Source organism: Actinacidiphila sp. bgisy167 (assembly GCF_057707665.1).
Genome location: NZ_JBYIQP010000072.1, coordinates 1 through 24224, shown reverse-complemented (window position 1 = coordinate 24224; position 24224 = coordinate 1). Strand labels below are relative to the sequence as shown.

At 74.3% G+C, this 24224-nt stretch carries 20 protein-coding genes, 2 tRNA genes, 2 pseudogenes and 1 riboswitch; of the genes and pseudogenes, 14 read left to right on the top strand and 10 right to left on the bottom strand.

Annotated features, from left to right (window positions below):
• Positions 1-154: 154 nt before the first annotated feature.
• From AC3ET4_RS23780 to AC3ET4_RS23760, 5 genes and pseudogenes are all read left to right on the top strand, one after another.
• Positions 155-838: pseudogene (locus AC3ET4_RS23780) on the top strand (PAS domain-containing protein); the annotation flags it as partial.
• Positions 839-957: 119 nt separating this feature from the next.
• Positions 958-1143 (top strand): annotated as a pseudogene (locus tag AC3ET4_RS23775) (ATP-binding protein); the annotation flags it as partial.
• A 53-nt stretch (positions 1144-1196) separates the two neighbouring features.
• On the top strand, positions 1197-2048 hold the full coding sequence (locus AC3ET4_RS23770; RefSeq protein WP_431952669.1) for a class II glutamine amidotransferase: 852 nt from the start codon (positions 1197-1199) through the stop codon (positions 2046-2048).
• 46 nt (positions 2049-2094) lie between these two features.
• Complete coding sequence (locus AC3ET4_RS23765; protein ID WP_431952667.1) at positions 2095-2724, top strand: RNA polymerase sigma factor; 630 nt, start codon at positions 2095-2097, stop codon at positions 2722-2724.
• Positions 2721-3815: a CU044_5270 family protein gene (locus AC3ET4_RS23760; RefSeq protein ID WP_431952665.1), complete on the top strand. Its 1095-nt coding sequence runs from the start codon at positions 2721-2723 to the stop codon at positions 3813-3815. The genes AC3ET4_RS23765 and AC3ET4_RS23760 overlap by 4 nt, the downstream gene beginning before the upstream one ends.
• Positions 3816-3822: 7 nt before the next feature.
• Here the strand turns inward: AC3ET4_RS23760 and AC3ET4_RS23755 are convergent, their stop codons facing one another.
• The 3 genes from AC3ET4_RS23755 to AC3ET4_RS23745 all read right to left on the bottom strand — a co-directional run bounded on the left by AC3ET4_RS23755 (position 3823) and on the right by AC3ET4_RS23745 (position 6629).
• Complete coding sequence (locus AC3ET4_RS23755; RefSeq protein ID WP_431952663.1) at positions 3823-4314, bottom strand: universal stress protein; 492 nt, start codon at positions 4312-4314, stop codon at positions 3823-3825.
• Entirely contained in the window at positions 4314-5570 is a 1257-nt protein-coding gene (locus AC3ET4_RS23750; RefSeq protein WP_431952699.1) for an SLC13 family permease, read from the bottom strand. The genes AC3ET4_RS23755 and AC3ET4_RS23750 overlap by 1 nt, the downstream gene beginning before the upstream one ends.
• A gap of 336 nt (positions 5571-5906) precedes the next feature.
• The gene (locus AC3ET4_RS23745; protein ID WP_431952661.1) at positions 5907-6629 is read right to left on the bottom strand and encodes a Clp protease N-terminal domain-containing protein; all 723 of its coding nucleotides are present in this window, start codon (positions 6627-6629) and stop codon (positions 5907-5909) included.
• A gap of 101 nt (positions 6630-6730) precedes the next feature.
• Here AC3ET4_RS23745 and AC3ET4_RS23740 point away from each other — a divergent pair, with 101 nt between their 5' ends.
• The 3 genes from AC3ET4_RS23740 to AC3ET4_RS23730 all read left to right on the top strand — a co-directional run bounded on the left by AC3ET4_RS23740 (position 6731) and on the right by AC3ET4_RS23730 (position 8317).
• Positions 6731-8098: a hypothetical protein gene (locus AC3ET4_RS23740; protein ID WP_431952659.1), complete on the top strand. Its 1368-nt coding sequence runs from the start codon at positions 6731-6733 to the stop codon at positions 8096-8098.
• A gap of 65 nt (positions 8099-8163) precedes the next feature.
• Positions 8164-8235 (top strand) — tRNA-Lys (locus AC3ET4_RS23735).
• 10 nt (positions 8236-8245) lie between these two features.
• Positions 8246-8317: transfer RNA gene (locus tag AC3ET4_RS23730), tRNA-Pro, on the top strand.
• A 229-nt stretch (positions 8318-8546) separates the two neighbouring features.
• Here AC3ET4_RS23730 and AC3ET4_RS23725 read toward each other — a convergent pair.
• Together AC3ET4_RS23725 and AC3ET4_RS23720 are read right to left on the bottom strand one after the other, a co-directional pair.
• Positions 8547-9008, bottom strand: coding sequence for a transglycosylase SLT domain-containing protein (locus AC3ET4_RS23725; protein WP_431952657.1), 462 nt, complete (start codon positions 9006-9008; stop codon positions 8547-8549).
• A gap of 381 nt (positions 9009-9389) precedes the next feature.
• A complete protein-coding gene (locus tag AC3ET4_RS23720; protein WP_431952655.1) occupies positions 9390-10187 on the bottom strand; it encodes a putative protein N(5)-glutamine methyltransferase in 798 nt (265 codons plus the stop codon).
• Between the two features lie 549 nt (positions 10188-10736).
• Between AC3ET4_RS23720 and AC3ET4_RS23715 the strand changes: the two genes are divergently transcribed.
• Positions 10737-11237, top strand: coding sequence for a hypothetical protein (locus tag AC3ET4_RS23715; RefSeq protein WP_431952653.1), 501 nt, complete (start codon positions 10737-10739; stop codon positions 11235-11237).
• A 78-nt stretch (positions 11238-11315) separates the two neighbouring features.
• On the opposite strand, the gene ppk2 is transcribed toward AC3ET4_RS23715, so the two are convergent.
• The 3 genes from ppk2 to cobN all read right to left on the bottom strand — a co-directional run bounded on the left by ppk2 (position 11316) and on the right by cobN (position 17696).
• A complete protein-coding gene (gene ppk2, locus AC3ET4_RS23710; RefSeq protein WP_431952651.1) occupies positions 11316-12212 on the bottom strand; it encodes a polyphosphate kinase 2 in 897 nt (298 codons plus the stop codon).
• A gap of 89 nt (positions 12213-12301) precedes the next feature.
• Complete coding sequence (locus AC3ET4_RS23705; protein ID WP_431952649.1) at positions 12302-13831, bottom strand: substrate-binding domain-containing protein; 1530 nt, start codon at positions 13829-13831, stop codon at positions 12302-12304.
• A gap of 205 nt (positions 13832-14036) precedes the next feature.
• On the bottom strand, positions 14037-17696 hold the full coding sequence (gene cobN, locus AC3ET4_RS23700; protein WP_431952647.1) for a cobaltochelatase subunit CobN: 3660 nt from the start codon (positions 17694-17696) through the stop codon (positions 14037-14039).
• Positions 17697-17748: 52 nt separating this feature from the next.
• Positions 17749-17834, bottom strand: a riboswitch (cobalamin riboswitch).
• 129 nt (positions 17835-17963) lie between these two features.
• Between cobN and cobG the strand changes: the two genes are divergently transcribed.
• The 3 genes from cobG to AC3ET4_RS23685 are packed head-to-tail and all read left to right on the top strand — an operon-like array spanning position 17964 to position 21423.
• Complete coding sequence (gene cobG, locus AC3ET4_RS23695; protein ID WP_431952645.1) at positions 17964-19304, top strand: precorrin-3B synthase; 1341 nt, start codon at positions 17964-17966, stop codon at positions 19302-19304.
• Positions 19301-19933 (top strand): precorrin-8X methylmutase, encoded by a 633-nt coding sequence (locus AC3ET4_RS23690; protein ID WP_431952643.1) that lies wholly within the window; start codon positions 19301-19303, stop codon positions 19931-19933. The genes cobG and AC3ET4_RS23690 overlap by 4 nt, the downstream gene beginning before the upstream one ends.
• 47 nt (positions 19934-19980) lie before the next feature.
• Entirely contained in the window at positions 19981-21423 is a 1443-nt protein-coding gene (locus tag AC3ET4_RS23685) for a precorrin-2 C(20)-methyltransferase (RefSeq protein ID WP_431952697.1), read from the top strand.
• 109 nt (positions 21424-21532) lie between these two features.
• On the opposite strand, the gene AC3ET4_RS23680 is transcribed toward AC3ET4_RS23685, so the two are convergent.
• Positions 21533-22291 carry a cobalt-precorrin-6A reductase gene (locus AC3ET4_RS23680; RefSeq protein WP_431952641.1) on the bottom strand — a complete coding sequence of 253 codons (759 nt, stop codon included), beginning with the start codon at positions 22289-22291 and terminating at the stop codon, positions 21533-21535.
• 448 nt (positions 22292-22739) lie between these two features.
• On the opposite strand from AC3ET4_RS23680, the gene AC3ET4_RS23675 reads away from it, so the two are divergent.
• Positions 22740-23000, top strand: a complete 261-nt coding sequence (locus AC3ET4_RS23675) for a hypothetical protein (RefSeq protein WP_431952639.1) — start codon at positions 22740-22742, stop codon at positions 22998-23000.
• 35 nt (positions 23001-23035) lie between these two features.
• On the top strand, positions 23036-23374 hold the full coding sequence (locus AC3ET4_RS23670) for a PIN domain-containing protein (protein WP_431952695.1): 339 nt from the start codon (positions 23036-23038) through the stop codon (positions 23372-23374).
• Positions 23375-23932: 558 nt separating this feature from the next.
• Here AC3ET4_RS23670 and AC3ET4_RS23665 read toward each other — a convergent pair.
• Positions 23933-24224, bottom strand: a 292-nt coding sequence (locus AC3ET4_RS23665; protein ID WP_431952637.1) for a transposase, incomplete at its 5' end; no start/stop codon positions are given.

Below are 24224 nucleotides of genomic sequence, written 5' to 3'. Positions count from 1 at the left end.
GACGGCGCATGGTTGTACCCGATGCGACACCCGTCGTACGGAGGAAGGGGCGCGGGCGATCCGCCTCTTCGTCCACAGGCTGTGGAGGAAAAGGCGGAACACAGCGGCCGCGGCGTCCTCGCGCCGACCTGCGGGCACGCACCAGGAGCGGTAGATGTGGAGGTGGGGCCGGGCAGCCCCGTGCTGGAGGCGGGCCGGAGAGGACGGGCGAGAACGGCGACGGATGGCGATGCGGGACTCGAGCGGCGACGACGATGCCGAGGGCGGCTTCCCTCCCCGGCCCGATCCGACCGTCCCGGCCACGGCCGTCGTCGACGCCCACGGCGTCGTCACGGGCTGGAGCAGCGAGGCCGAGCGACTGCTCGGGTACGGGCACGCCGAGGTCGTGGGGCGGCCCGCGGTCCGGCTCCTGGGCACGGAGGCCGACCGCTCCACCGAGTGGTTCCTCGCGACGCCCTTCGGCCGGGGCGGCAGCTCGCTGCTGCGCCGCCGGGACGGCCGCCCGCTGGAGGTCTCCGTGCGCATCTACCCGTCGTTGGACGTGCTCGGCCGGCCGCAGCGCCTCATCGTGCTCTCGCCGGTGGACCGGCGGCGCTGGGGAGCGGTGGACGGCCTGGTCGAGGATGCCTTCGACCAGGCCATCCTGCCCATGGCGATCTTCGACGACGAGCTGCGGACGCTGCGCACCAGCCTGGGCATGCGGCGCGAGGCCGGACGCACCGAGGAGCAACTGCGGGGCCAACGCCCCTCGGAGTTCCTGCCCGGCAGCGCGGGAGAGGCCCTCGATGAGGGCGTGCGGCGCGTCCTGGCCAGCGGGGAGGCGAGCGACCTCCACCCGCGCGTCCGCTCACGCGCGGCACCGGTGCCGCGCACCTGGACGATCACGCTCTCCCCCGCTCAGCGACCCGCTGCGGCACACCCCGCGCGTCCAGCTCACCGCCGTCGACACCACCCCACGACTCCACCCTTGTCGTCGAGGTCTCCGACGGCAGCGGCACCGCCCCCCACCTGCGCCGGGCCCGGGTCTTCGACGAGGGCGGACGGGGGCTGCTGCTGGTGGCCCAGGTCACCGGACGCTGGGGCACGCGCCACACCCAGGAGGGCACGACGATCTGGGCGGAGGTCGCCCTGACCGACGCCTGAGGAGGGCCGGCCCCCCCCCGGAGGTCGCCGGCAAGACGAAGGGAGAGGTGCTCATGTGCCGATGGCTCGCCTACACGGGAACGCCCATGCTGCTCGACGACATGCTCTACAAACCGCGGCACTCCCTGATCGACCAGAGCCTGCACTCCCGATTGGGCGTGGAGACGACCAACGGGGACGGCTTCGGCATCGGCTGGTACGCCACGGACCACCTGGACACCCCGGCGATCGTCCGGGACGTCGGGCCCGCGTGGAACAACCGCAACCTGCGGGAGATCTCGCGCCACGTCACCTCGCCGCTGTTCTTCGCCCACGTACGGGCGTCGACGGGCACCGCGGTCCAGCAGACCAACTGCCACCCCTTCCGGCACGGCCGCTGGCTGTGGATGCACAACGGCGAGATCACCGACTTCCACCGGCTGCGCCGCGACCTCTCGCTCGCCGTCGACCCGGTGCTGTTCTCCGCCATCGAGGGCTCGACGGACACCGAGGTGATGTTCCTGCTCGCGCTCACCTTCGGCCTCGACCAGGACGTACCCGGCGCCGTGGCGCGGATGGCGGGGCTGGTGGAGCGGACCGGCCGCGAGCACGGGGTCGAGTTCCCCGTCCAGATGACGGTCGCGGTCTCCGACGGGGAGAGCCTGTGGGCCTTCCGCTACTCCACCGAGCACGCGTCGCGGTCGCTGTTCCACAGCGGCAAGGTGGACTCGCTGCGCGAGCTGCACCCGGACCTGTGGTTCCTGCGGGGCGCGTCGGAGGAGACCCGGCTCGTGGTGTCCGAGCCCCTGGGCGACCTGCCGGACGTCTGGCAAGAGGTCCCCGAGAGCACCGTCCACGTGGTGGGGCCCGGGCAGGACAAGGTGATGCCCTTCGAGCCCGCGCCCCCCGGCGGGGTCGCGGCATGACGCGGGTCACGGGAACCCGCGGGGGCCGGACGGACAGCCGACAGAGGTGACCACTGAAGTACGTACCCGGGTACGGGACGGGGACCCCGCCGCCTTCGCGGAGCTGTTCGACGCGTACGCCCGTACCGTCTACAACCACGCCTTCCGGCTGACCGCCGACTGGTCGGTCGCCGAGGACGTGATGTCGGCCACCTTCCTGGAGGCCTGGCGGCTGCGGGAGCGCGTCGATCCCGAGGGGGGCTCGCTGCGGCCGTGGCTGCTGGGTGTCGCCACCAACCTCGCGCGCAACCACTGCCGCGGCAACCGCCGTTACCGGGCCGCGATCGCCGCCGGCGCCCAGGCCGGGGCGGCCGCGCTCGAGGTGCCCGACCACGCCGACCTGGTGGCCGGCCGGGTCGACGACCGGCGCCGTCTCGCGGTCGTGCTCACCGCCCTCGCCCGGCTGCGCCGCCCCGAGCGCGAGGTGCTGACGCTGTGCCTGTGGGAGGGCCTGGAGTACGCCGAGGCCGCCGAGGCCCTCGGCATCCCGGTCGGCACCGTGCGCTCCCGCCTGTCCCGGGCCCGCACGAGGCTGCGCAGGCTCGCCGACGCGGAAAGGGAACCCGCGGCTCGCCGCCGACAGACAGAAGGGGACCGCGCGAACGCGGTCCGGCCCGCACAGGAAGGAACCCGATGAACGCCCATCCCTCGGAATGGGAGGAGACCGCCCGTCTCCTGCCGCGCGTGGAGCGGGATCTTCCGGCGGACCGTCACCAGCTGCACAAGGAGCGCCTGATGACCCGGATCCACGAGGACCTCACCGCGAGCCGCGGCCCGTCCCCCGCCGCCACCCGCGCGCCCGCGCGCCGCAACCCGTTCCTGCGCCGCATGGTCCTCGTCCCGCTGGCCGCGGGCGTGCTGGCCGGGGCCCTGGCGACCGGCCTGTACGTGTTCGGCGGCGCGGACCCCACCGGCGCGGGCGGCGGCTCCAGGACCCCCGCCACGGGCCCCGCCCTGACCACCCGCCTGGGCGCCGCGGACCCGGAGGGCGCCGCCCGCCTGCTGGACACCGTCTCGCTGGCCGCCGCCGAGTCGCCCGCCGCGCCGGTGGGCGAGGGCCAGTACGTCTACATCGAGTCGAAGTCGGCCGGCACCGTCGTGCGGCACGTGCACGGCACGACCAGCCTGGCCGGCACCCCGCTGCACCGGCGCCAGTCATGGGAGTCCCGCGACGGCAGGGACGGCTGGCTGATCGAGCCCGGCACCACCGGCCCGGGGGGCAGGACGCTGGCAGGCGCCGACGAGCACGGCGACGTACCCCGGCCGACCCTCAACGCGCCGAGCTACGACTACCTCGCCACCCTGCCCACCGACCCCCGCGCGCTCCTGGCCAGGATCTACGAGGAGACGAAGGGCATGGGCGACAGCCCCGACCAGGAGGCCTTCACCACCATCGGCGACCTGCTGGGCGAGAGCTACCCGCCGGCCGCACTGACCGCGGCGCTCTACAAGGCTGCCGCCCGGATCCCCGGCGTGGTCGCCGTGGACGACGCGGTGGACGCCACCGGGCGGCACGGCGTCGCGGTGGCACGGCTGGACGAGGCCAGCGGGCAGCGCACGGAGTGGATCTTCGACCGGAAGACCCACGTCTTCCTCGGCGAGCGCACCGTCCAGGCCGAGCCGGACCCCGACGGGGTCGTGCCGCGCGGCACGGTCGTCTTCACCAGCGCGGTACTGACCCGCGCCGCCGTCGACGGCGTCAGGCAGCTGCCGGGCGCCGCGCGCTGAGCCCCGGTCAGTGGGGCGGGGGCGGGGGGAGCGTCGTCACGTCCGGGGCGGCCTCGGGCCACACCAGGAGGACCGGGCAGGGCGCGTGGTCGACGACGAAGCGCCCCGCGGGGCCCAGGCTCCGCGGCCCGAGCCGTGCCGGGTCGCCGTCGCGGGCCATCACCAGCAGATCGGTCCCGGCCGCGGCGGCGACCACCTCCCGCTCCACCCGGCCCTCCCGCTCCTCCCGCCGGCACGGGCGGCCCAGCCGCCGGGCGGCGGCGTCCAGCAGCCGTGCGGCGCACTCCGCCTCGAGGTCCTCCAGCCGGGCGCCCGGGTCGTGCTCCGGGTGGCCGCGGCCCAGCAGCCCGGCGTAGGCGGCGTGCGCAAGACCGGGGACGTCCAGGCCGCTGACGTGCAGCAGGAGGACGTCGGCGTCCTCCGGGGCGTGCATGCGGACGGCGTCGACGCAGGCGGGCCAGGTTCCTTCGGTGACCCAGGCGGTCACGATCACGGACATCAGCCTCCGAGGACGTGCAGCGAACCCCACAGCGCCACCACCGCCAGGCCCAGCGCCGCGGGCACGGTGAGCAGGCCGAGGACGGTGAACTCCTTGAGGTCCACGTCGTGTTCGTGCTCGTGCACGATACGCCGCCACAGCAGGGTCGCCAGGGAACCCGCGTAGGTCAGATTGGGGCCGATGTTCACCCCAAGCAGGACGGCCAGGACCGCGCCGGGCCCGGCGGGTGCGGTCAGCGGCAGCAGGACCAGCACGGCGGGCAGGTTGTTGATCAGGTTGGCCAGGACGGCGGCGAGCGCCGCGACGCCGAGCAGCGCGGGCAGCCCGGTGCCGCCCGGCACGATCCGGCCCAGCGCGTCGGCGAGCCCGTTGTCGACCACGGCCCGAACCACCACGCCCAGCGCCAGCACGAACGCCAGGAACGGCACCCCGGCCGCCCCTGCCACGGCGCGCACCGTCATCCGCCGCCGCGCCACCGCCCGCAGCGCCAGCACCAGCGCCCCGGCCGCGGCGGCCCACGCCGGATCGATGCCGAGCGCCGGGGTGACGACGAAGCCCGCCAGTGTGCAGACCACCGTGACCAGGGCGAACACCGGCAGCGGCGGGGTCCCCGCACCATCCGGGACGGGGACGGCGGCCGCCAGGTCGGCGCCGAACCAGCGGCGGAAGACGACGTACTCGACCGCGATCGCCACCAGCCACGGCAGCACCATCAGCCCGGCGAAGCGGGTGAAGCTCAGCCCGCTGGCCGCGAACGCCAGCAGGTTCGTCAGGTTCGAGACGGGCAGCAGCAGCGAGGCGGTGTTGGACAGGTGCGTACAGGCGTACACGTGGGGCTTGGGCCGCACCCCCAGCCGCGCGGCGGTCGCGAACACCACCGGGGTCAGCAGCACGATCGTGGCGTCGAGGCTCAGCACCGCCGTCACCGCCGAGGCGAGCACGAACACCGCCCCGAGCAACCGCCGCGGCCGTCCCCGGGCCACCTCGGCCATCCAGGCCCCGCCGGCGCGGAACAGCCCCTCCTCGTCGCAGAGCTTGGCCAGCACCAGGACCGCGGCCAGGAACCCGATCACCGGCCCCAGCCGGGCGGCCTCCTCCCGCGCGTGCTCCAGCGGGATCGCCCCGCTCCCCACGGCCACCGCGGCGGCCGGGACGGCGATCACCGCCTCCGGAAGGCCGAACGGCCGGATCACCGCACCGGCGAGCACGAGGAGCAGCAGCGCGACGGACAGCGCCTCCGCGGTCGTGGTGTTCAGGGTTCTGTTCCTCCCAGGTGGGGCCGTGACGCCTCATGCAACCACGGCCCACGCGACGTCCCCGCACCGCGTGGGCCCGCGTATACGCACTGACGCCTGCCCGCTGCTGGAACGGCGACGTCCCCGCACCGCCTGGGCGCCGGCCGCCCCGGCCGGCGTACCGGCGCACCGCCCAGCACCGGTGCGGAGATGCCGACGCGGCACCGGGGCCCGCGCCGGGGCCGGGGCCGGGCGAGGCGGGGGGCCTCCCGCACCGCTCCCGAGGCGCCGTGGGAACCGCCTGCGCGCCACCCGCGCACCGCCCGGAACGGCGTTGCGGGCCCGGGTCCGGCCTCCCTACTTCTCCTCGTGCGTGCCCTCCACGAGCTCGGCCAGCGCCGCGGCGACGTGGGCCTCGGTGGTGGTCTTGTCGAGGCCGAGGGAGGTCAGCGGGCCGTCACCCGCCTCCAGTTCGAGGAGGGCGAGGAGGAGGTGCTCGGTGCCGATGTAGTTGTGGCCCAGGCGGAGTGCCTCGCGGAAGGCCAGTTCGAGGACCTTGCGGGAGCCGAGGTCGTACGGGACGAGTTCGGGCGCCTCGGCCACGGCCTCGGGGAGGGAGGCGGTCAGGGCGGCGCGGGCGGCGTCGAGGGTGACGCCCTGGGCCGCCATGGCACGGGCAGCGAGGGCGTCGGGTTCGCTGAGCAGCCCGAGGGCGAGGTGCTCGGGGCGGACTTCGGGGTTCGAGGCGGTCTTCGCCTCGGCGTGGGCGGCCATGACGACCTTGCGGGCGCGCGGGGTGAAGCGCGAGAAGCCCTGCGAGGGGTCGAGGTCGGGGGCGCCGGGGTCCTTGGGCACGAAGCGCTTCTGGGCGGCCTGCTTGGTCACGCCCATGCTCTTGCCGATGTCGGTCCACGAGGCGCCGGACCGCCGGGCCTGGTCGACGAAGTGCCCGATGAGGTGGTCGGCGACCTCGCCCAGGTGCTCGGCGGCGATGACGGCGTCCGCGAGCTGGTCGAGGGCGTCGCTGTGGGCCTTCTTGATGGCTTCGATCAGGTCATCGAGCCGGATCTGCTGCGTCATGCGTCAACTATAGGTTGACGCACGTGGGTCGTCAACCAGAAGTTGACGATCAGAGGATTAACCGGTGGTGCTCGCGCCGCCGCGTGCGTCAGCCTGGGCGCATGTCCCAGAACACCTCCGTCCTGCGGGAGTTGCACGCGTCCCTCGACCGGCGCAAGCGACCCGAGGACATCGCCGACCTCGCCCTCCGGCTGCTCGACGGCACCGTCCGTCAGCCCGCCCGCCGTACCCGGCGCGCGCTGGAGAAGGCCGCGAGCGGCTCGCTGAAGGCGCTGTGGCACGGCTACACCTCGATGTCGGAGGACTTCGCCCGGCCCGTCGGCGCCCAGCTCCAGCTGGCCCGCGCCGCGGAGCTGTTCCCCGGGCTGCCGGACGCCTCCGGGGATGATCCGGCGCAGGTGGAGGCGGCGATCCGGGCGGCCGGCGAGCGGATCGCCAAGCGCTTCGGGGCCAGCGACTTCCTCAGCGACCGCCTCGACCGGGCCGGGCGCGCGGAGGCCGGGCTCGGGGAGATGTCGAAGCGGCAGTACAACAAGCGGTTCCGGTTGCTGCGCCGCATGGAGGCCAAGCTGGCGCGCATCCTGGTCGAGCAGCGCAAGCGGGAGGTGACGCTGGCCGGCAAGAGCGGACTCGCCTATCGGCTGGCCTACGAGGAGTTCGCGGCCGACGCCCCGACCGCGGCCTTCGTCGCCTACCTCACCGCCCGCGCCAACCTGCGCAGCGAGTTCACCGTCTCGGGGCAGCAGCGCGCGTACGACGAGGTGGCGGACGCCCTGTTCGGCGAACTGCGGCGGCAGCCGCACCACACCAACTGGTACGCCGTCGCGCACGTCCACCCCACCGCCGAGGTGCTCGGCCACCTCGACGACCGACAGCGGGGGCGGCTGCTCGGGATCTGGTACCGCTTCCTGCTGGACGTCGCCGAGCTGCTCGAGACCGCATGGCGGCGGCAGCCCCTGGACCGGGCGACGATGATCGTGCGCCGCGGCGACGACTCGACCACCTGGAACCAGACCGCCCGGGCCTGGACCAAGGCCCGGACCCACTGGTTCGCGCTCCTGCGGGCCATGGACGCCGAAGAGCTCGTCGAGCGGCTCTGCCCCGGCAAGGTGCTGCTCCTGGTCGCCGCCGACGTGGCCGCCTGGCACCGTTCGACCGGCGGGGGACTCCATCCGGACACCGCGGTGTGGGCCGAGCTGCCGCCGCCCTGGGAGGTGCTGCGCGGCGAGGCGCAGTGCCCGCGCTCGCTGGTGGAGGAGGTCTGCCGGCGTCACGGCGTCGACCCCGTCGCGGGCGGCTGGACACAGCCGCGGCCGGCGGCGGCCCCGGCGCCCTTCCGGCCCACGCCGGAGCTCGTGCACGGAGTGGAGGTCGGCGACCCGGTGCTGGCCGGCGTCCTGCGGTCGGCGGGCCTCTTCTCGGGGCGTCCGCCCCGCCCGGCGGCGGAGGACCTCGGCGTCCGGGTGTGACCGAGGCGCCTCGACGGCCAATTGCGTTGACGCCCGGTCGCCGGGGCGGCCAGGATCGTGGCACCGACGAGGAAGCTCAGTGGTGGAGCAGCCGGCTCTTAACCGGCAGGACGCAGGTTCGAGCCCTGCCCTCGTCGGCCGCACGGGCACCGGGAAGCTCAATGGTGGAGCGCCCGGCTCGGGACCGGGGGGACGCAGGTTCGAGCCCTGCCCCGGTGTTCGTGCGGCCTGCCCGCGTCGCGCCCTCCGGACACGGCGAGAACCGGCTCGCACCGTCGTACGCCCGAGGTCCTGGGGCGCGTGCGCCTACCGGCGCACCTCACCGGGCCTCCGCCACCCGCTGACGGGCGGGAAGCGGGGCGAGGCGGAACGCCGGACAAGAAAAGGGGAAAACCCCCGGGCGGTCGTGGCCGCCGGGGGAGTTCCGGGAAAAGCTTTCCGCAGGCGATCAGTACGCCGAGTTGACGTTGTCGATCGTGCCGTAGACGTGAGCCGCGTAGTTGCAGGCTGCAGTGATGTTGGCGACCGGGTCGTAGATGTTCCACGAGGTGCCGGGAACGTGGTACGTCTTGAAGGTCGGGTCGATCACCTGCATCAGACCCTTGGAGGGAATTCCCTTGGCCGCGTTCGAGTCCCAGCCGTTGATGGCGTTCGGGTTTCCCGAGGACTCGCGCATCAGGTTCTTGTAGATCCCGTTGTAGGTGCCCGGAATGCCGTGGGCGCGCATCACTGCCAGGGACTCGTTGATCCACGTGCTGACGGAGCCCGACTGCGCCGCGGGGGCGGCGGAGGCGGCGGGGGCCATGGCCACGCCACCGGCGACGACGGCGACGCCGGCGGCGGCGCAGCCGAGGGAGATCTTCTTGGCCTTGGCGACGCGGTTGAGCTTCGACATAGCGGAGATCTGCATTCGAGTAATTCCTCTTCCGTGGGGTACGCCATGAATTGTTGGCCGACTTAAATCCCGAGGTCAATGCACCCCTGCTACTAAGGGGATTAGTTGTGGGACCAGGGACGAAAGTCCCGGCGCTCAGGCGCGGGAAGGGGATGATGCGACGCGATCTACTAAGGAACCCCGAAAGTGGCGTACGCCATGTCGGCCACGTCACATACCGGACCGAACAAATCGCCCATTACGTGACGCAGGCCATGTGGCCCGCGTCACTTATCGGGCCGGATATCGACGCTGCGGTGACAGCGCATGAACACGGAGCGAGGAATTCCGGTCCGCAGAGCCGGCGGCCGCCCCCGAGCGCACCGGGCCCGGGGGCGACGAGGCGCTCCGACCGCGCTATGCCGAGGGGGCCGCGGCGATCACGACCGTCGCGTACAGCTCCTCCGACACGGCCACCCGCGCCTCCAGCCCGGCCCGCGAGACCGCGGCGACCGCCGCCCCGGCCTGCTCCTCGCCGGTCTCGAAGAGGAGCCGCCCACCCGGCGCGAGCCACGCGGGCGCCGCCGCGGCGACCCGGCGGAGGACGTCCAGGCCGTCGGCCCCGCCGTCGAGGGCGACACGGGACTCATGATCGCGGGCCTCCGGGGGAAGGAGGGCGACCGCCGCGCTGGGGACATACGGCACGTTCGCGACCAGGACGTCGACGCGGCCGCGCAGCCGCGCGGGAAGAGGGTCGTAGAGGTCTCCCTCGTGGACGTGGACGTCGCCCTCCGCCGCCGCGAGGTTGCGACGGGCGCACGTGACCGCGGCCGGGTCGATGTCGGCCGCGTGCAGCACGGGGCGGTCGAGCGTGGCGGCCAGGAAGGCGCCCACCGCGCCCGAGCCGCAGCACAGGTCGACCACGACGGCGCCGGGCCGGCCCAGGGCGCGCCCGAGCGCGGCTGCCTCTCGCGCGAGGAACTCCGTACGGCGGCGGGGGACGAAGACCCCGGGGCCGACCGCGATCCGCAGCCCGCAGAACTCGGCCCAGCCCAGCACATGTTCGAGTGGGAGCCCGGCGACCCGGCGCTCCACCATGGCGGCGAGTTCGGCGGGTGTCCGGGCGGTGGACAGCAGCAGTTCGGCCTCGTCCTCGGCGAACACGCAGCCGGCCGCACGGAGCGCGGAGACGACGGCGGAGGGGGAGCCCGGCACGGAAGGAGCGGAGCCGGCGGGCGGCGGACCGGAAGAGCCGGAGGCGGAGGAACCGGAGGGGGAGGAACCGGAGGACGCGGGTGGAGCGGAGGACATGGAGGCCTTTCGGGGCGCCGCGGGGCGCTCTCGACGGCCTAGGACGTCGTCCGGACCTGGAGGCCGCGGGAGGAGAGCACCCAACCTGACATGGCGGTTATGGGTCTCACCTCCTCGGTACGTCCGCTGCTGGGGACGGTTACGTTACCGGAGCCCCGGCGCCGCGCCCACCCCCAGGCCGCGACGACGGCGGGTGGGTCGTCGGCGTGGAAACGCAGGACGCGGGCCGCCACCGGCGCGCCCAGGGGGCGCAGGAACGTCACGGACTCGTCCCGTTCCCCGGCAGCCGTGGTCTGCCCGCCGACGATCAGGTCGACGGCGCCGCGACAGGGTCGAGGAGCGGACGGCGGACGAGAGAGGAGCCCGGCGGGTGCCGGGCGGCGGCGGGGACCCTTTCGCGACCGCGCTACGTCAAAGACGCGTCAGACACGTCAGAGCGGAAAGGATGCCTCCATGCGTCATACGGCAGCCGCGGCCGTGGCGGTGACCGCACTCCTGCTGGCCGGCTGCGGCACGCAGTCCGGCGGCGGCCCCACGGGCCCGATCCCCAGCAGTTCCCCGAGCGGCACCGGAACCGCCGGTCCCGGGAGCGGTACCGGGACGGGGACAGGGACCGGTACGCCGAGAACCTGCGCGGCCGCGGTCGCGCTCACCGCCGGGGACACCGGCCGTACCGTCTGCGTCACCCCCGGCGGCACGATCCGCGTCACCCTCGACGGCACGCCGGACCGCCCGTGGTCCCCCGTCACCAGCGAGGGCGGCGTCCTCACTCCCATCAACGCGGGCATCGGCGCCCCCCGCGGCGACACCATCGCCGCCTATCGTGCCGTCGCCCCCGGCACGGCGCGGCTGCACGCCACCCAGCCGCTGTGCCCCACTCCCACCGCCCCGGACCAGGTCGCCTGCCTGGCCCTGCGGGACTGGACGGTGACCGTGCGGGTCGCGGGCGGCTGAACGCGCCGTCCCCCGAGAGCCGCCCGGGCCGGCCGAAACGGCCCGGCCGGCCTTTCCCGCACCGGCCCGCGGGATGGCTCAGGCCTCGCCGGCCTCGAGCAGGTTCGCGGCGGCGCCGACGATCCTCGGGTCGGGCACGCCCACGACCTCCTCGTCCTTGTCGCAGTAGTCGAAACGGCACAGCACCGTGCGCATCGCCTCCACACGGGCCCGCTTCTTGTCGTTGCTCTTCACCACCGTCCAGGGCGCCTGCTCGGTGTCGGTCTCCCGGAACATCGCGACCTTGGCCTCGGTGTAGTCGTCCCACCGGTCCAGGGAGGCCAGGTCCATCGGGCTGAGCTTCCACTGCCGCACCGGGTCGACCTGGCGGATGGTGAAGCGGGTCCGCTGCTCGTCGCGCGACACGGAGAACCAGAACTTCACCAGATCGATGCCGTCGTCCACGAGCATCCGCTCGAACGCGGGCGCCTGCCGCATGAACCGCTGGTACTCGTCCTCCGTGCAGAAGCCCATGACCCGCTCCACCCCGGCCCGGTTGTACCAGGACCGGTCGAAGAGCACGATCTCCCCCGCGGTGGGCAGGTGCTCGACGTACCGCTGGAAGTACCACTGCCCGCGTTCGCGCTCGGTCGGCTTCTCCAGCGCCACCACCCGCGCCCCGCGCGGGTTCAGGTGCTCGGTGAAACGCTTGATCGTCCCGCCCTTGCCGGCCGCGTCGCGCCCCTCGAAGACGATCACCAGCCGCCGGCCGGTCTCCTTGATCCAGCTCTGCAGCTTCAGCAGCTCTATCTGCTGGAGCCGCTTGTGCCACTCGTACTCCTTGCGCTCCATGCGGAAGGAGTACGGGTAGTTCTCGCGCCACGTCTCGACCGGGGAGCCGTCCGGGCGGATCAGCACGGGGTCGTCCTGGTCGGTGTAGTCGACCTGCATTCCTGCGAGCAGATCCACGTCCGCGGGGTGCGGGAGTGTCGTCATGTCGGCTCTCGCTTCCGGGTCTGCACGAGCGCGCATGGGAGTTTCCACGGTAACGCCGCCACCCGCCCCGCAGTCCAGGGCCGGGGGCCTCACGGCCGGCAGCGTTCCAGGCCCGCGGGGCTGTAGCAGGGGAGGTGGCCGTGGGCGGTCACGACGTCCTGGCCGGCGCCGCGGATCATGAAGGTGAGGAAGCTGCCGGCGAGGGAGCCGATGGCGGGGCGGTCGTAGGTGTAGGCGTACTCGATCTCCGTGAAGGGGTAGCTGCTGTCGCCGATGGCGGCCGGGGTGGGGGTGCGGCCGTTGACGGCCAGGGCGTGCAGGCCCGTCGCGGCGGTGGCGGCGCGCAGTTCGCCGTAGCCGATGGCGCCGGGCAGGCGGGCGACCGTCGCCATGACCTGGTCGGTGCTGTCCAGCTCGCAGCGGACGACCCTGTCCTCGGGGGAGTTGCGGTGGAGGCAGTCACGCGAGGTGAAGGCGGGCTCGCCGCGGCCGTCGAGGACGTGCCGGCGGAACAGGTCGCGGGTGCCGGAGTCGGCGTTGCGGCTGACCAGGAGAACGGGCAGGTCCGGACCGCCCAGTTCGCTCCAGTTGACGACGGAGCCGCTGAACACCCGGCGTATCTGGTCGGTGCTCAGGTTGGTGAGGGGAACGTCGTCGCTCACGACCAGCGCGAAGGCCGCGACGGCGACCCGCTGCTCCTCCAGGCGGGAGGCGCCCTCCGGTTTGGGGCCGTCGGAGAGGGCGACGACGTCCGGGGCCCGGCTGTCCGCCAGTTCGCGGACGCCCTCGTTGCTTCCGTGCGCGTCGACCGTGATCCGCGCGTCGGGGCAGTCGGCGGTGTAGCGGCGGGCGAGTTCGCTGACGACCGGGGCGAAGGCGGTGGAGCCGGTGACGGTGAGCTGTCCGGTGGCGCACCCGATGGGCGGCGGCGCGTCCTCGCGGACGACGATGATGCCGGCCAGGACGGTCACGCAGAGGGAGAGCAGGATGGTGAGCCACCGGGCGGCCCGGCTGAACAGCGGCGGTGCGGAGTCGACCGGCATGGCCTTGTTGGGAACCACCACACCGTCGCGGATGCCTCCGGTGACCCGTACGTCGCCGCCGACATGGCCGCCGGTGAGGAGCACGAGCAGCTTGAAGTGCTGGCCCCGGTTGAGGGGCACCCGCGGCAGGTGGATGACGTTGCCCTGGTGGCGCATGCCGCCGTTGTCCCCGGCCGGGGCGAAGTGGTCCATCAGGGGGCCGGAGTCGGATTCGGTGACGGCGACGCCCCGCACAGTACGGCCGGCGAACACGACGGTGAGCGCGCGGCCGGGATCGCGGTTGGTGTAGTCGGTGTCGGTGACGGCCGCACCGCCGTCGTTCTCGACGCGGATCAGGACCAGTGTGGCGTCCGACATGTCGGGGAGGTCGTTGAAGAGCCCGAGCCGTACGTTGGGGGCGCCGCCCCCTCCGTCGGGGTCGTCGCTGCCGATGGGGGTGTCCATCTGGACGCGGTAGCCGATGCGCCGCCGACGCGGCACCCGGCGCTCGTACCAGACCACCCCGACGGACACCGCCACGCCGATCAGCGCGGTCAGCACCGCCACCACGTTGTCGGCGCTCAGCCAGTCGCCCACCTGTCGCCCCGCTCCCCCGGTGCCCTCAGCCGCCACCGCTCACCGTACGGCGGGCCGCGGGCGCCGACGGCGGCTTCCCCGACCGGCCGTCAGATGTTCGCCGGGCGTTACCCGTCGGGTGCGGCTCCCGCTCCCGGTGGCGGCGGGCGGGAGCGGGGCAGGGGCAGGACGGAGGGAGGCGGAGCCGACGGCGCCCGCAGGCTCCCTACGCCCCGCCCTCCAGGTCGCCCTCCGTCTCCAGGAAGGCCTGCCGCAGCTGCTCGACGACCTCCGGGTCGGGCTCGGCCCACATCCCGCGCGACTGCGCCTCCAGCAGCCGCTCCGCCATACCGTGCAGGGCCCAGGGGTTGGCCTCCTGGAGGAAGGCGCGGTTCTCCGGGTCCAGGACGTAGGTGCGGGCCAGCTTGTCGTACATCCAGTCGGCGACGACGCCGGTCGTGGCGTCGTAGCCGAAGAGGTAGTCGACGGTGGCGGCGAGCTCGAAGGCGCCCTTGTAGCCGTGCCGCCGCATCGCCTCGATCCAGCGGGGGTTGACGACGCGGGCCCGGAAGACCCGGGAGGTCTCCTCGAGCAGGGAGCGGGTGCGCACCGTCTCCGGCCGGGTGGAGTCGCCGATGTACGCCTCGGGGGAACGGCCGGTCAGCGCGCGGACGGTGGCGACCATGCCGCCGTGGTACTGGAAGTAGTCGTCGGAGTCGGCGATGTCGTGCTCGCGGGTGTCGGTGTTCTTCGCGGCCACCGCGATCCGCCGGTAGGCGGTCTCCATCTCCTCGCGGGCCGGGCGCCCGTCGAGGCCGCGCCCGTAGGCGTAGCCGCCCCAGACGGTGTAGACCTCGGCGAGGTCGGCGTCGCTGCGCCAGTCGCGGCTGTCGATCAGCTGCAGCAGGCCCGCCCCGTACGTCCCCGGCCGGGAGCCGAAGATGCGGGTGGTGGCGCGGCGTTCGTCGCCGTGCGCGGCGAGGTCGGCGCGGGTGTGGGCGCGCACGAAGTTGTCCTCGTCCGGCTCGTCGAGGCCCGCGACCAGCCGCACCGCGTCGTCCAGCAGGCCCACGACGTGCGGGAACGCGTCCCGGAAGAAGCCGCTGATGCGCAGCGTGACGTCGACGCGGGGACGGCCGAGCTCCCGCGCGGGGACGGCCTCGACGCCGGTGACCCGGCGGGACGCGTCGTCCCACACCGGCCGCACGCCCAGCAGCGCCAGCGCCTCGGCGACGTCGTCGCCCGCGGTGCGCATCGCGCTGGTGCCCCACAGGGACAGGCCCACCGACCGCGGCCAGTCGCCGTTGTCCTCGCGGTAGCGGGCCAGCAGCGAGTCTGCGAGGGCCTGCCCGGTCTCCCAGGCGAGCCTGCTGGGCACGGCCTTGGGGTCGACGGAGTAGAAGTTGCGGCCGGTCGGCAGCACGTTGACCAGGCCGCGCAGTGGTGAGCCGGAGGGGCCCGCGGGCACGAATCCGCCGTTCAGGGCGTGCACGACGGCCTCGGTCTCGTCCGTCGTACGGGCCAGCCGCGGCACGACCTGCCGGGCGGCGAAGTCCAGCACCCGGGCGACGTCCTCGGGCAGGCCCTCCGCGACCCCAGCGACGGACTCCGGCGCCCAGTCGGCGTCCTCCATGGCCTGCACCAGCGCGCGGGCCTGCTCCTCTGCGGCGTCGGCGCTCAGCCGGGTCGCCTTCGACTCGTCCAGGCCCAGCGCCTCGCGCAGCCCCGGCAGCGCGGCCTCGCCGCCCCAGATCTGGCGTGCGCGCAGGATGGCCAGCACGAGGTTGACCCGCTCGGCGCCGGAAGGGGCCTGACCCAGCACATGGAGGCCGTCACGGATCTGGGCGTCCTTGATCTCGCAGAGCCAGCCGTCGACATAGAGCAGGAAGTCGTCGAACTCGGCGTCGTGCGGCCGGTCCTCCAGGCCCAGGTCGTGGTCGAGCCGTGCGGCCTGGATCAGCGTCCAGATCTGGGCGCGGACGGCGGGCAGCTTGGCCGGGTCCATGGCGGCGATCGAGGCGTGCTCGTCGAGCAGCTGCTCCAGGCGCGCGATGTCACCGTAGGAGTCGGCGCGGGCCATCGGCGGCACCAGGTGGTCGACGAGGGTGGCGTGCGCGCGGCGCTTGGCCTGGGTGCCCTCGCCGGGGTCGTTGACGAGGAACGGGTAGACCAGCGGCAGGTCGCCGAGGGCGGCGTCGGGGCCGCAGGCGGCGGACAGGGCCGCGTTCTTTCCGGGCAGCCACTCCAGGTTGCCGTGCTTGCCGAGGTGGATCATCGCGTCGGCGCCGAAGCCTCCGTCGGCCTGCGCGGTGGCGATCCAGCGGTAGGCGGCGAGGTAGTGGTGGGAGGGCGGCAGATCGGGGTCGTGGTAGATCGCGATCGGGTTCTCGCCGAAGCCGCGCGGCGGCTGGATGAGGATCAGCAGGTTGCCGCGGCGCAGCGCGGCCAGCACGATGTCGCCTTCGGGGTTGGCGCTGGTGTCGACGAACATCGAGCCGGGCGGCGGGCCCCAGTGCTCCGTCACCGCGTCCCGCAGCTCCGCCGGGAGCGCGGCGAACCAGCGCCGGTAGTCGGCGGCCGGGATGCGCACCGGGTTGGCGGCCAGCTGCTCCTCGGTCAGCCACTCCTGGTCGTGGCCGCCCGCGTCGATCAGGGCGCGGATCAGCTCGTCGCCGTCACCGGAGATCAGGCCCGGGATCTCCTCCTCGGGCCCGAAGTCCCAGCCTTCGGCGCGCAGTCGGCGCAGCAGCGCGACCGCGCTGGCCGGGGTGTCGAGGCCCACTGCGTTGCCGATGCGGGAGTGCTTGGTCGGGTACGCGGACAGCACGAGCGCCAGTCGGCGCTCCGCGACCGGGATGTGCCGCAGCCGCGCGTGGCGGACGGCGATGCCCGCGACACGGGCGGCGCGCTCGGCGTCGGGGACGTAGACAGGCAGGCCGTCCGCGTCGACCTCCTTGAAGGAGAACGGGACGGTGATCAGCCGGCCGTCGAACTCGGGGACGGCGACCTGCGTCGCGGCGTCCATCGGGGACACGCCCTCGTCGCTGCCCTCCCAGGTCTCCCGGGAGGACGTCAGGCAGAGCGCCTGCAGCACGGGCACGTCCAGCGCGGCGAGCGCGCCCCCGTCCCAGGCCTCCTCGTCGCCGCCCGCCGAGGCGTCGGCCGGACGGGTCCCGCCCGCCCGTCGCCCGCCACCACCCTTGCCGGAGGCGCTTCGCGCCGCCCCTCCCGCTGCCAGCACGGTGGTGACCACGGCGTCGACGCCGCGCAGCGCGTCGAGCAGCCCGGGTTCGGGGGCGCGCAGCGAGGCCACGTACAGCGGGAGCGCCCGGCCGCCGGCCTGCTCGATCGCGGTGCACAGGGCCTCCACGAAGGCGGTGTTGCCGCTCATGTGGTGGGCCCGGTAGTACAGGACGGCGACCAGCGGGCCGTCGCCGGCCGCGGCGGCGCGCTCCAGCGGGCCCCATGAGGGAGCCGACGCGGGCGGTTCGAAGCCGTGGCCGGTCAGCAGCACCGTGTCGGACAGGAAGCGGGCCAGCTGCGCCAGGTTGGCCGGGCCGCCGTGCGCGAGGTAGGCGTGGGCCTCGGCCGCGATGCCGACGGGGACGGTCGACAGCTCCATCAGCTGTGCGTCAGGGGCCTGTTCACCGGTGAGCACGACCACCGGGCGGGGCCCCGCGAGCAGCGCGTCCAGGCCCTCCTCCCAGGCGCGGCGTCCGCCGAGGAGCCGTACGACGACCAGGTCGGCGCCGTCGAGGAGACCGGGCAGCGCATCGTGCGGCAGCCGGGCGGGGTTGGCGAAGCGCAGGGGCACGGGACCGCCGGCGGCGTTCGCGGCGCGGGCGCTGAGCAGATCGGTGTCGGAGGTCGACAGCAGCAGGATCACGTCGGACGTGCCTTCCTCGGGGTCCGCGCCCCGGGCCGGTGGAGGACGGCGGGAGTTCCTGGCTCCCGTGGCCCGGCGCGACGCGCTCCGGCCCCGGTGACAGTGGCGGGACCGCACCGGAATCGCACCGGTTTCCTCCGCTGATGCCGTCGATGGCGTGGGCGCGGCTGGGTGACCTGCCCACGCAGCATGGTAAGCGCTGGGCCTGCCGCCTGGGGGCGTCGCGGGCCATACGCCCGCGAGGGGCCCGAGGGTATGCTCGCGGCCATGCTGTCGCCCTCCGAGCCCCCCGTGAGCGGCGCCTTCGCCGCAGCGACGGCGGGGCGCGGACGCGACGACGCCTGCCCCGGCGCGTTGCGGCTGCACGCCGCCGACGACGGCGCGCTGGCCCGGATCCGCGTCCCCGGCGGAATACTGACGATACGTCAGACCGAAGCGGTGGCGGCCGCCGCCGATCACCTCGGCGACGGCCGCATCGACCTGACCTCACGCGGAAATCTGCAGGTGCGCGGGCTGCGCGACCCCGACGCGGGGACGGAACTGGCGGCGCTGCTCGGCGAGGCGGAGCTGCTGCCCTCATGGGCCCACGAACGCGCCCGCAACCTCGTCGCCTCACCCCTCGGCGGGCTCGACGGCCGCGGGCACGGCGATCTGCGGCGCTGGATACGGGAATGGGACGCCCTGCTGTGCGCGAGCCCGGCCGCCGCGGGGCTTTCCGGGCGCTTCCTCTTCGCCCTCGACGACGGCCGCGGCGACACCGCCGCACTCGGCGCCGATGTGACGCTGGTCGCGCGGCCCGGCGCCGCCACCGCCGAACTGCGCCTGGCCGGGCGGCCCGTCGCGGAGGTGCCGTCCGTCGACGCCCCGCGCTGGGCGGTGCGCGCGGCCGAGGCGTTCCTCACCCTCGCCGCCGAACGCGGTGCCCGCGCCTGGCGGATCGCCGACATCGACCCGGACGGCGCCGCGCTCGCCGCGCGGCTGCGCGCGGAAGGCGCCCCGCCCGCCCGCCCCGCCAAGGCCACCGCGAGCGGAAGCGCCGGCCGCCCGCCCCTGCCGGGCCTCGTCCCGCACCCCGACGCGGACACCTGCGCGGTGGCCGTGGGCGTGCGCCTGGGCCGTCTCACCACCGGCGCGTGGCGGCTCCTCGCGCGCGTCGCCGCCTCCGGCTCCGGGGAGGTGCGCGTCACCCCCTGGCGGAGTGCTGTGCTGCCGGGCCTGCCGCGGGCCGCCGCGCGGCAGGCGCTGGACCGCCTGGCCGAAGCCGGGTTCCTGACCGGCGAGGACTCCCCGTGGCGCGGCGTGACCGCCTGCGCGGGACGCCCCGGGTGCGCCAAGTCGCTTGCGGACGTGCGCGCCGACGTCGCGGCCGCGCTGCGCGACGCCCGCCCCGAGCCCGATCACCGCCTCCTGCCGGTGCACTTCTCCGGCTGCGAACGCCGCTGCGGCCACCCGGACGGCGCCTGGGTCGACGTGGTCGCCGGCGCCGACGGCCGCTACCGCGTCACCGCGGCCGGGGCCACGGTCCCCGCGGCCGCGACGGGGGACCTGCCCGCCGCCGTGGACACCGCCCGCCGCACCAGCACCCCACCACCGACGAGGACGACGTGATCGAGTACGAGAAGGACGGACCGGAGATCTACCGTCGGTCCTTTGCCATCATCCGGGCCGAGGCCGAACTGGAGGGCCTGCCGCCGGACGTGGCGCAGGTCGCCGTCCGCATGATCCACGCCTGCGGCATGACCGACCTCGTACGGGACCTGGCCTACAGCCCCTCGGTCGTCGCGGACGCGCGTGCGGCGCTGCGCGCCGGGGCGCCGATCCTCTGCGACGTCCAGATGGTCGCCAGCGGCGTCACCCGCAAGCGGCTTCCGGCGGACAACGAGGTGGTCTGCACCCTCTCCGACCCCGCCGTCCCCGGCCTCGCCGCCGAGCTCGGCACCACCCGCAGCGCGGCGGCCATGGAGCTGTGGCGGGACCGCCTGGAGGGCGCCGTCGTCGCCGTCGGCAACGCCCCGACCTCCCTGTTCCGGCTGCTCGAGATGATCGAGGCGGGCGCGCCGCGCCCGGCGGCCGTCATCGGCGTGCCCGTCGGCTTCGTCGGCGCGGCCGAGTCCAAGGACGCCCTGGCCGCGCACCCCTCCCGGCTGGAGCACCTGGTCGTGCGCGGCCGGCGCGGCGGCAGCGCCCTGGCCGCCGCCGCCCTCAACGCCCTTGCGACCGAAAGCGAAATCCTGTGACCGGCCGTCTCTACGGAGTGGGCCTCGGCCCCGGCGACCCCTCCCTGATGACCGTGCGGGCCGTGGAGGTCATCCGCTCCGCGGACGTCATCGCCTACCACTGCGCCCGGCACGGCCGCAGCATCGCCCGCTCCATCGCCGCGGCGCACATCCGCCCCGAGCAGATCGAGGAGCGGCTGATGTACCCCGTCACGACGGAGACCACCGACCACCCCGGCGGCTACCGGGGCGCGCTGGACGACTTCTACGCCGAGTCCGCGCAGCTGCTCGCCGCGCACCTGGACGCCGGGCGCACCGTCGCCGTCCTCGCCGAGGGCGACCCGCTCTTCTACGGCTCCTACATGCACCTGCACAAGCGGCTCGCGGACCGCTATCCGGCCGAGGTGGTCCCCGGCGTCACGTCCGTCAGCGCGGCGGCCGCCCGTATCGGGCGGCCCCTGGTGGAGGGCGAGGAGGTGCTGACGATCCTGCCGGGCACGCTGCCCGAGGAGGAGCTGGCGGCCCGGCTCGCGACCGCCGACGCGGCGGCCGTGATGAAGCTCGGCCGCACCTTCCCCGCCGTGCGCCGGGCCTTGGAGGCGGCCGGCCGGCTGGAGGACGCGCACTACGTCGAGCGGGCCACCATGGAGGCCGAGCGCCGGGAACGGCTCGCCGACGTGGACCCGGAGTCGGTGCCGTACTTCGCCGTCGCCGTGCTGCCCAGCCGCGTCGACGAGCGGCCCGACCCCGACCCGTCCCCCGCCGACGGCGAGGTCGTGGTCGTCGGTCTCGGCCCGGCCGGGCCGATGTGGCTGACGCCGCAGGCACGGTCCGCGCTCGCCGAGGCGGACGAACTCGTCGGCTACACCACCTACATGGACCGCGTCCCGGTCCGGCCCGGGCAGCAGCGGCACGCCTCCGACAACCGCGTCGAGGCCGAACGCGCCGAGTTCGCCCTCGATCTGGCCCGGCGCGGGCGCAAGGTCGCCGTGGTGTCCTCGGGCGACCCGGGCGTCTTCGCCATGGCGACGGCGGTGCTGGAGGCCGCCTCCGCCGATCCCTACCTGGGCGTGCGCGTCCGGGTCGTGCCCGGCGTCACCGCCGCCCAGTCGGCGGCGGCGCTCGCGGGCGCGCCCCTCGGCCACGACTACGCGGTCGTCTCGCTCTCCGACCGGCTCAAGCCCTGGACGGTCGTCGAGGAGCGGCTGCGCGCCGCCACCGCCGCCGACCTCGTGCTCGCGCTCTACAACCCGGCCTCCCGCAGCCGCAGGACGCAGCTGGAGACCGCGCTGAAGGTGCTGCGCGAGGGCCGTGCGCCGGGGACCCCCGTGGTCGTCGCCCGCGACGTCGGCGGACCGGAGCAGGCCGTGCGGGTCACCACACTGGAGGACCTGGACCCGGCGACCGTCGACATGCGGTGCGTGCTGCTGGTCGGCTCCTCGCAGACCAGGGCGGTACGGCGGAGCGACGGCACCACGGTGGTGTGGACGCCCCGGAGGTACCCGGCCTGAACCGCGGCCGGGGCGGCCCGCCCCGGCGCCCGTCCACACGTCCCCGGCGCGGGGCAGGGCCGCCGACGGGACGCACCGCCCGTAGCGGCCCGCCCCCGCACCCGGGCGCTCAGAGAGCGCGCGCGCGGAGCCACTCCAGCGCGCCGGCCACGTCCGGGACGACGGGCACGCCCCCGGGCACCGGCGGTCGCTCGACGACGACCACGGGCAGGCCCAGTCGGCGGGCGGCCGCGAGCTTGGGCGCGGTCGCGCCGCCTCCGCTGTCCTTGGTGACCAGCACGTCGACACGGTGGCGGCGCATCAGCTCCAGCTCCCCGTCCAGGGTGAACGGGCCCCGGTCGAGCAGCACCTCCATGCGCGGCGGGTGCGGCGGCACCGGGGCGTCCACCGAGCGCACCAGGAACCACAGGCCGGTGAGCCCGGCGAAAACCCCCAGACCCGTACGGCCCGTGGTGAGGAAGACGCGGCGCCCGAGCCCCGGCAGCACCCGGGCCGCCGCCTCCAGTGAGGCCACCGGGTGCCGGCGGTCCCCGGGGCCGGCGAGCCAGCCGGGGCGGCGCAGGGCGAGCAGGGGGACCCCGGTGGCCGAAGCCGCCTCGGCGGCGTTGAAGGACATCGTTGCGGCGAAGGGGTGGGTGGCGTCGACGACGACGTCGACCTGGTGCGCGCGCAGCCACGCCGCCAGCCCCGCGGGCCCTCCGAAGCCGCCGGTGCGCACCTCTCCGGGCGGCAGCCGCGGCCGCTCCACCCGCCCCGCGAGCGAGCTGGTCACCCGCCATGCCGCAGGGTCGGCGGCCAGCGCCTCCGCGAGGCGGCGCCCCTCGGTCGTACCCCCGAGGACCAGGACGTGCTGCCTTCTGCCGGTCATGTCCGCACCTTACGGCGTGCGGTGAGGGCGGCCGCGGCGACGACGGCACCGATGGGCTGCGGCGCCTCGTGCTCGTGCTTGACGCGGGGCGACGGTCTCGCGCCGGCTGTCGGGCGCCGCAGCAAGTCCAGGAGCAGGGGAGCGCCTCCCCGCTGACCGCGCTCAAAGGTGCCGCCGTGGCTGACCGTTCCTCGCGCCTTGACCGGCGCATCATGGTGGGCGGCCTGTCCTGCCGGAAAGCCCGCTGTGCTCCGGGCCGCACGTGTCGCCCCGTCGGCCTGAGCGCACCAGCCGCCGTCCCGAAGCAACCTGCGGTAACGCATCGGCGAGGCCGAGCGGCCCCCCGCGGTGCCGCATACTCCTCGGTGCCGGCCTCAACCCCAGAGTGCACACGGGTACGTACCCGTACCCCTTATGCTGTCGTGCACCACCACGAAAGGAGACCCCGGTGTCCGATGCGAACGTCCGTATCCCCGCTGAGGCGCGGGACCGGCTGGCGGAGATCGCCGCCGCGGAAGGCCTGTCGCTCCGCGCCTACCTGGCCCGCATGGCCGACACCCTCCTCACCCCCACCGAACGGGCCGAGCGTGCCGAAGCCGCCCGCGCCGCCCTGCACGCCTGGAACGGCTACGCCCCCACCCCCGCCGAGCAGGACGAGCTGGACGCCGAACTCGACCGCCGCCTCGCCCGTGCCGCGGCCGCCCGGTGAACCAGAGCGTGCACATCGTCCTCGACGACACCGCCATGGTCGCCGCCGGCCGCGGCAACCTCCTCGCGTCCCGCCTCATCCACCGCGCGCACGCCGAAGCCGGCTGGCACCTGTACGCACCCGCCTGCGCCCTCGTCGAAGCCGACCGCACCCGCCCCGGCACCGCCGAGCACATCGCAGCCCTGCCCGGCATCACCGTCGTCGACCTCGACCTGCCCGCGGCCCTGGTCCTCGCCCGTGACACCACCTGGGCCACCGCCCACACCCGCCACACCGCCCTGCCCACCCCGGAACGCCCCGACGGCGCGTTCGTCGCCACCGCCGCCTCGCACCAGTGGGCAGGCCACCCCGTCAGGATCCTCGACCTCGCCTGACGGACGGGGGCCCGGAATGGCCGTCACCCAAACCCTGCAGCAGACCCCAGGCCAGTCCCCCACCCTGTCGCGCTGAACGCCAGGTTATGGAAGACGCTTGGCCGGGCCAGCCAAGCGTTTCCCCGAGCCATCGAAGGGCAATCCCGACATTCCCCATGTTGCGACGATCTATCGAACCCGTCGAACTCCGGCGCTGGCCTAACCTTTACTCCAATTCGCCCTTTGGGCACATAGAGTAGTATTCCGTGTACATGCGAGCCAGCCTCTCAGGGTTGTCTCGCACGTCCAGGAACTCAAGGATGTACGCGTATAGGAAATCTACAGCATGCTTGTCCTGTTCCGGCTCCAAGCTCCTCTTGACAGTCAGGCTCCCGCCAGGGAAAGCCTGCTGAAATACAAGCGCCTCCCATACGAGTGGGGACCACTGCCCCATTCTTACGATCAGCCACTCCCTGAAGCCTCGCAACAGGCCACCGCTCTGGGCGACGTCAAAGCCGACCAGAAACATGACATTGGGGTAATAGGTACCGTTCAATCCGAATAGCTGTTGCCTATTGATCAGAAACTCATGGAGTTCTCGTCCAGGACGTAGCGAACGTGTGGGCCGCCGAAGTAGCCGCGGACGATGTGTGGCTGACGCTGGCGTCTGCGGAAGAACCGGCGGGCCTCCGCGGCAAGTTCGGCCTGGTTCCGGGCCCGGTGTTGCTTGGGCAAGCTGTGCTTGAGGTCGGCGTTGACCAGCTCGTCAGGGTTGAGTTCGGGCGAGTACGGCGGCAGGAAGTGCAGCTCGACGTCGTCGGGATGGGCGGCGAGCCAGTCGCGGACCTTCTTGGAGCGGTGCGCGGAGTGC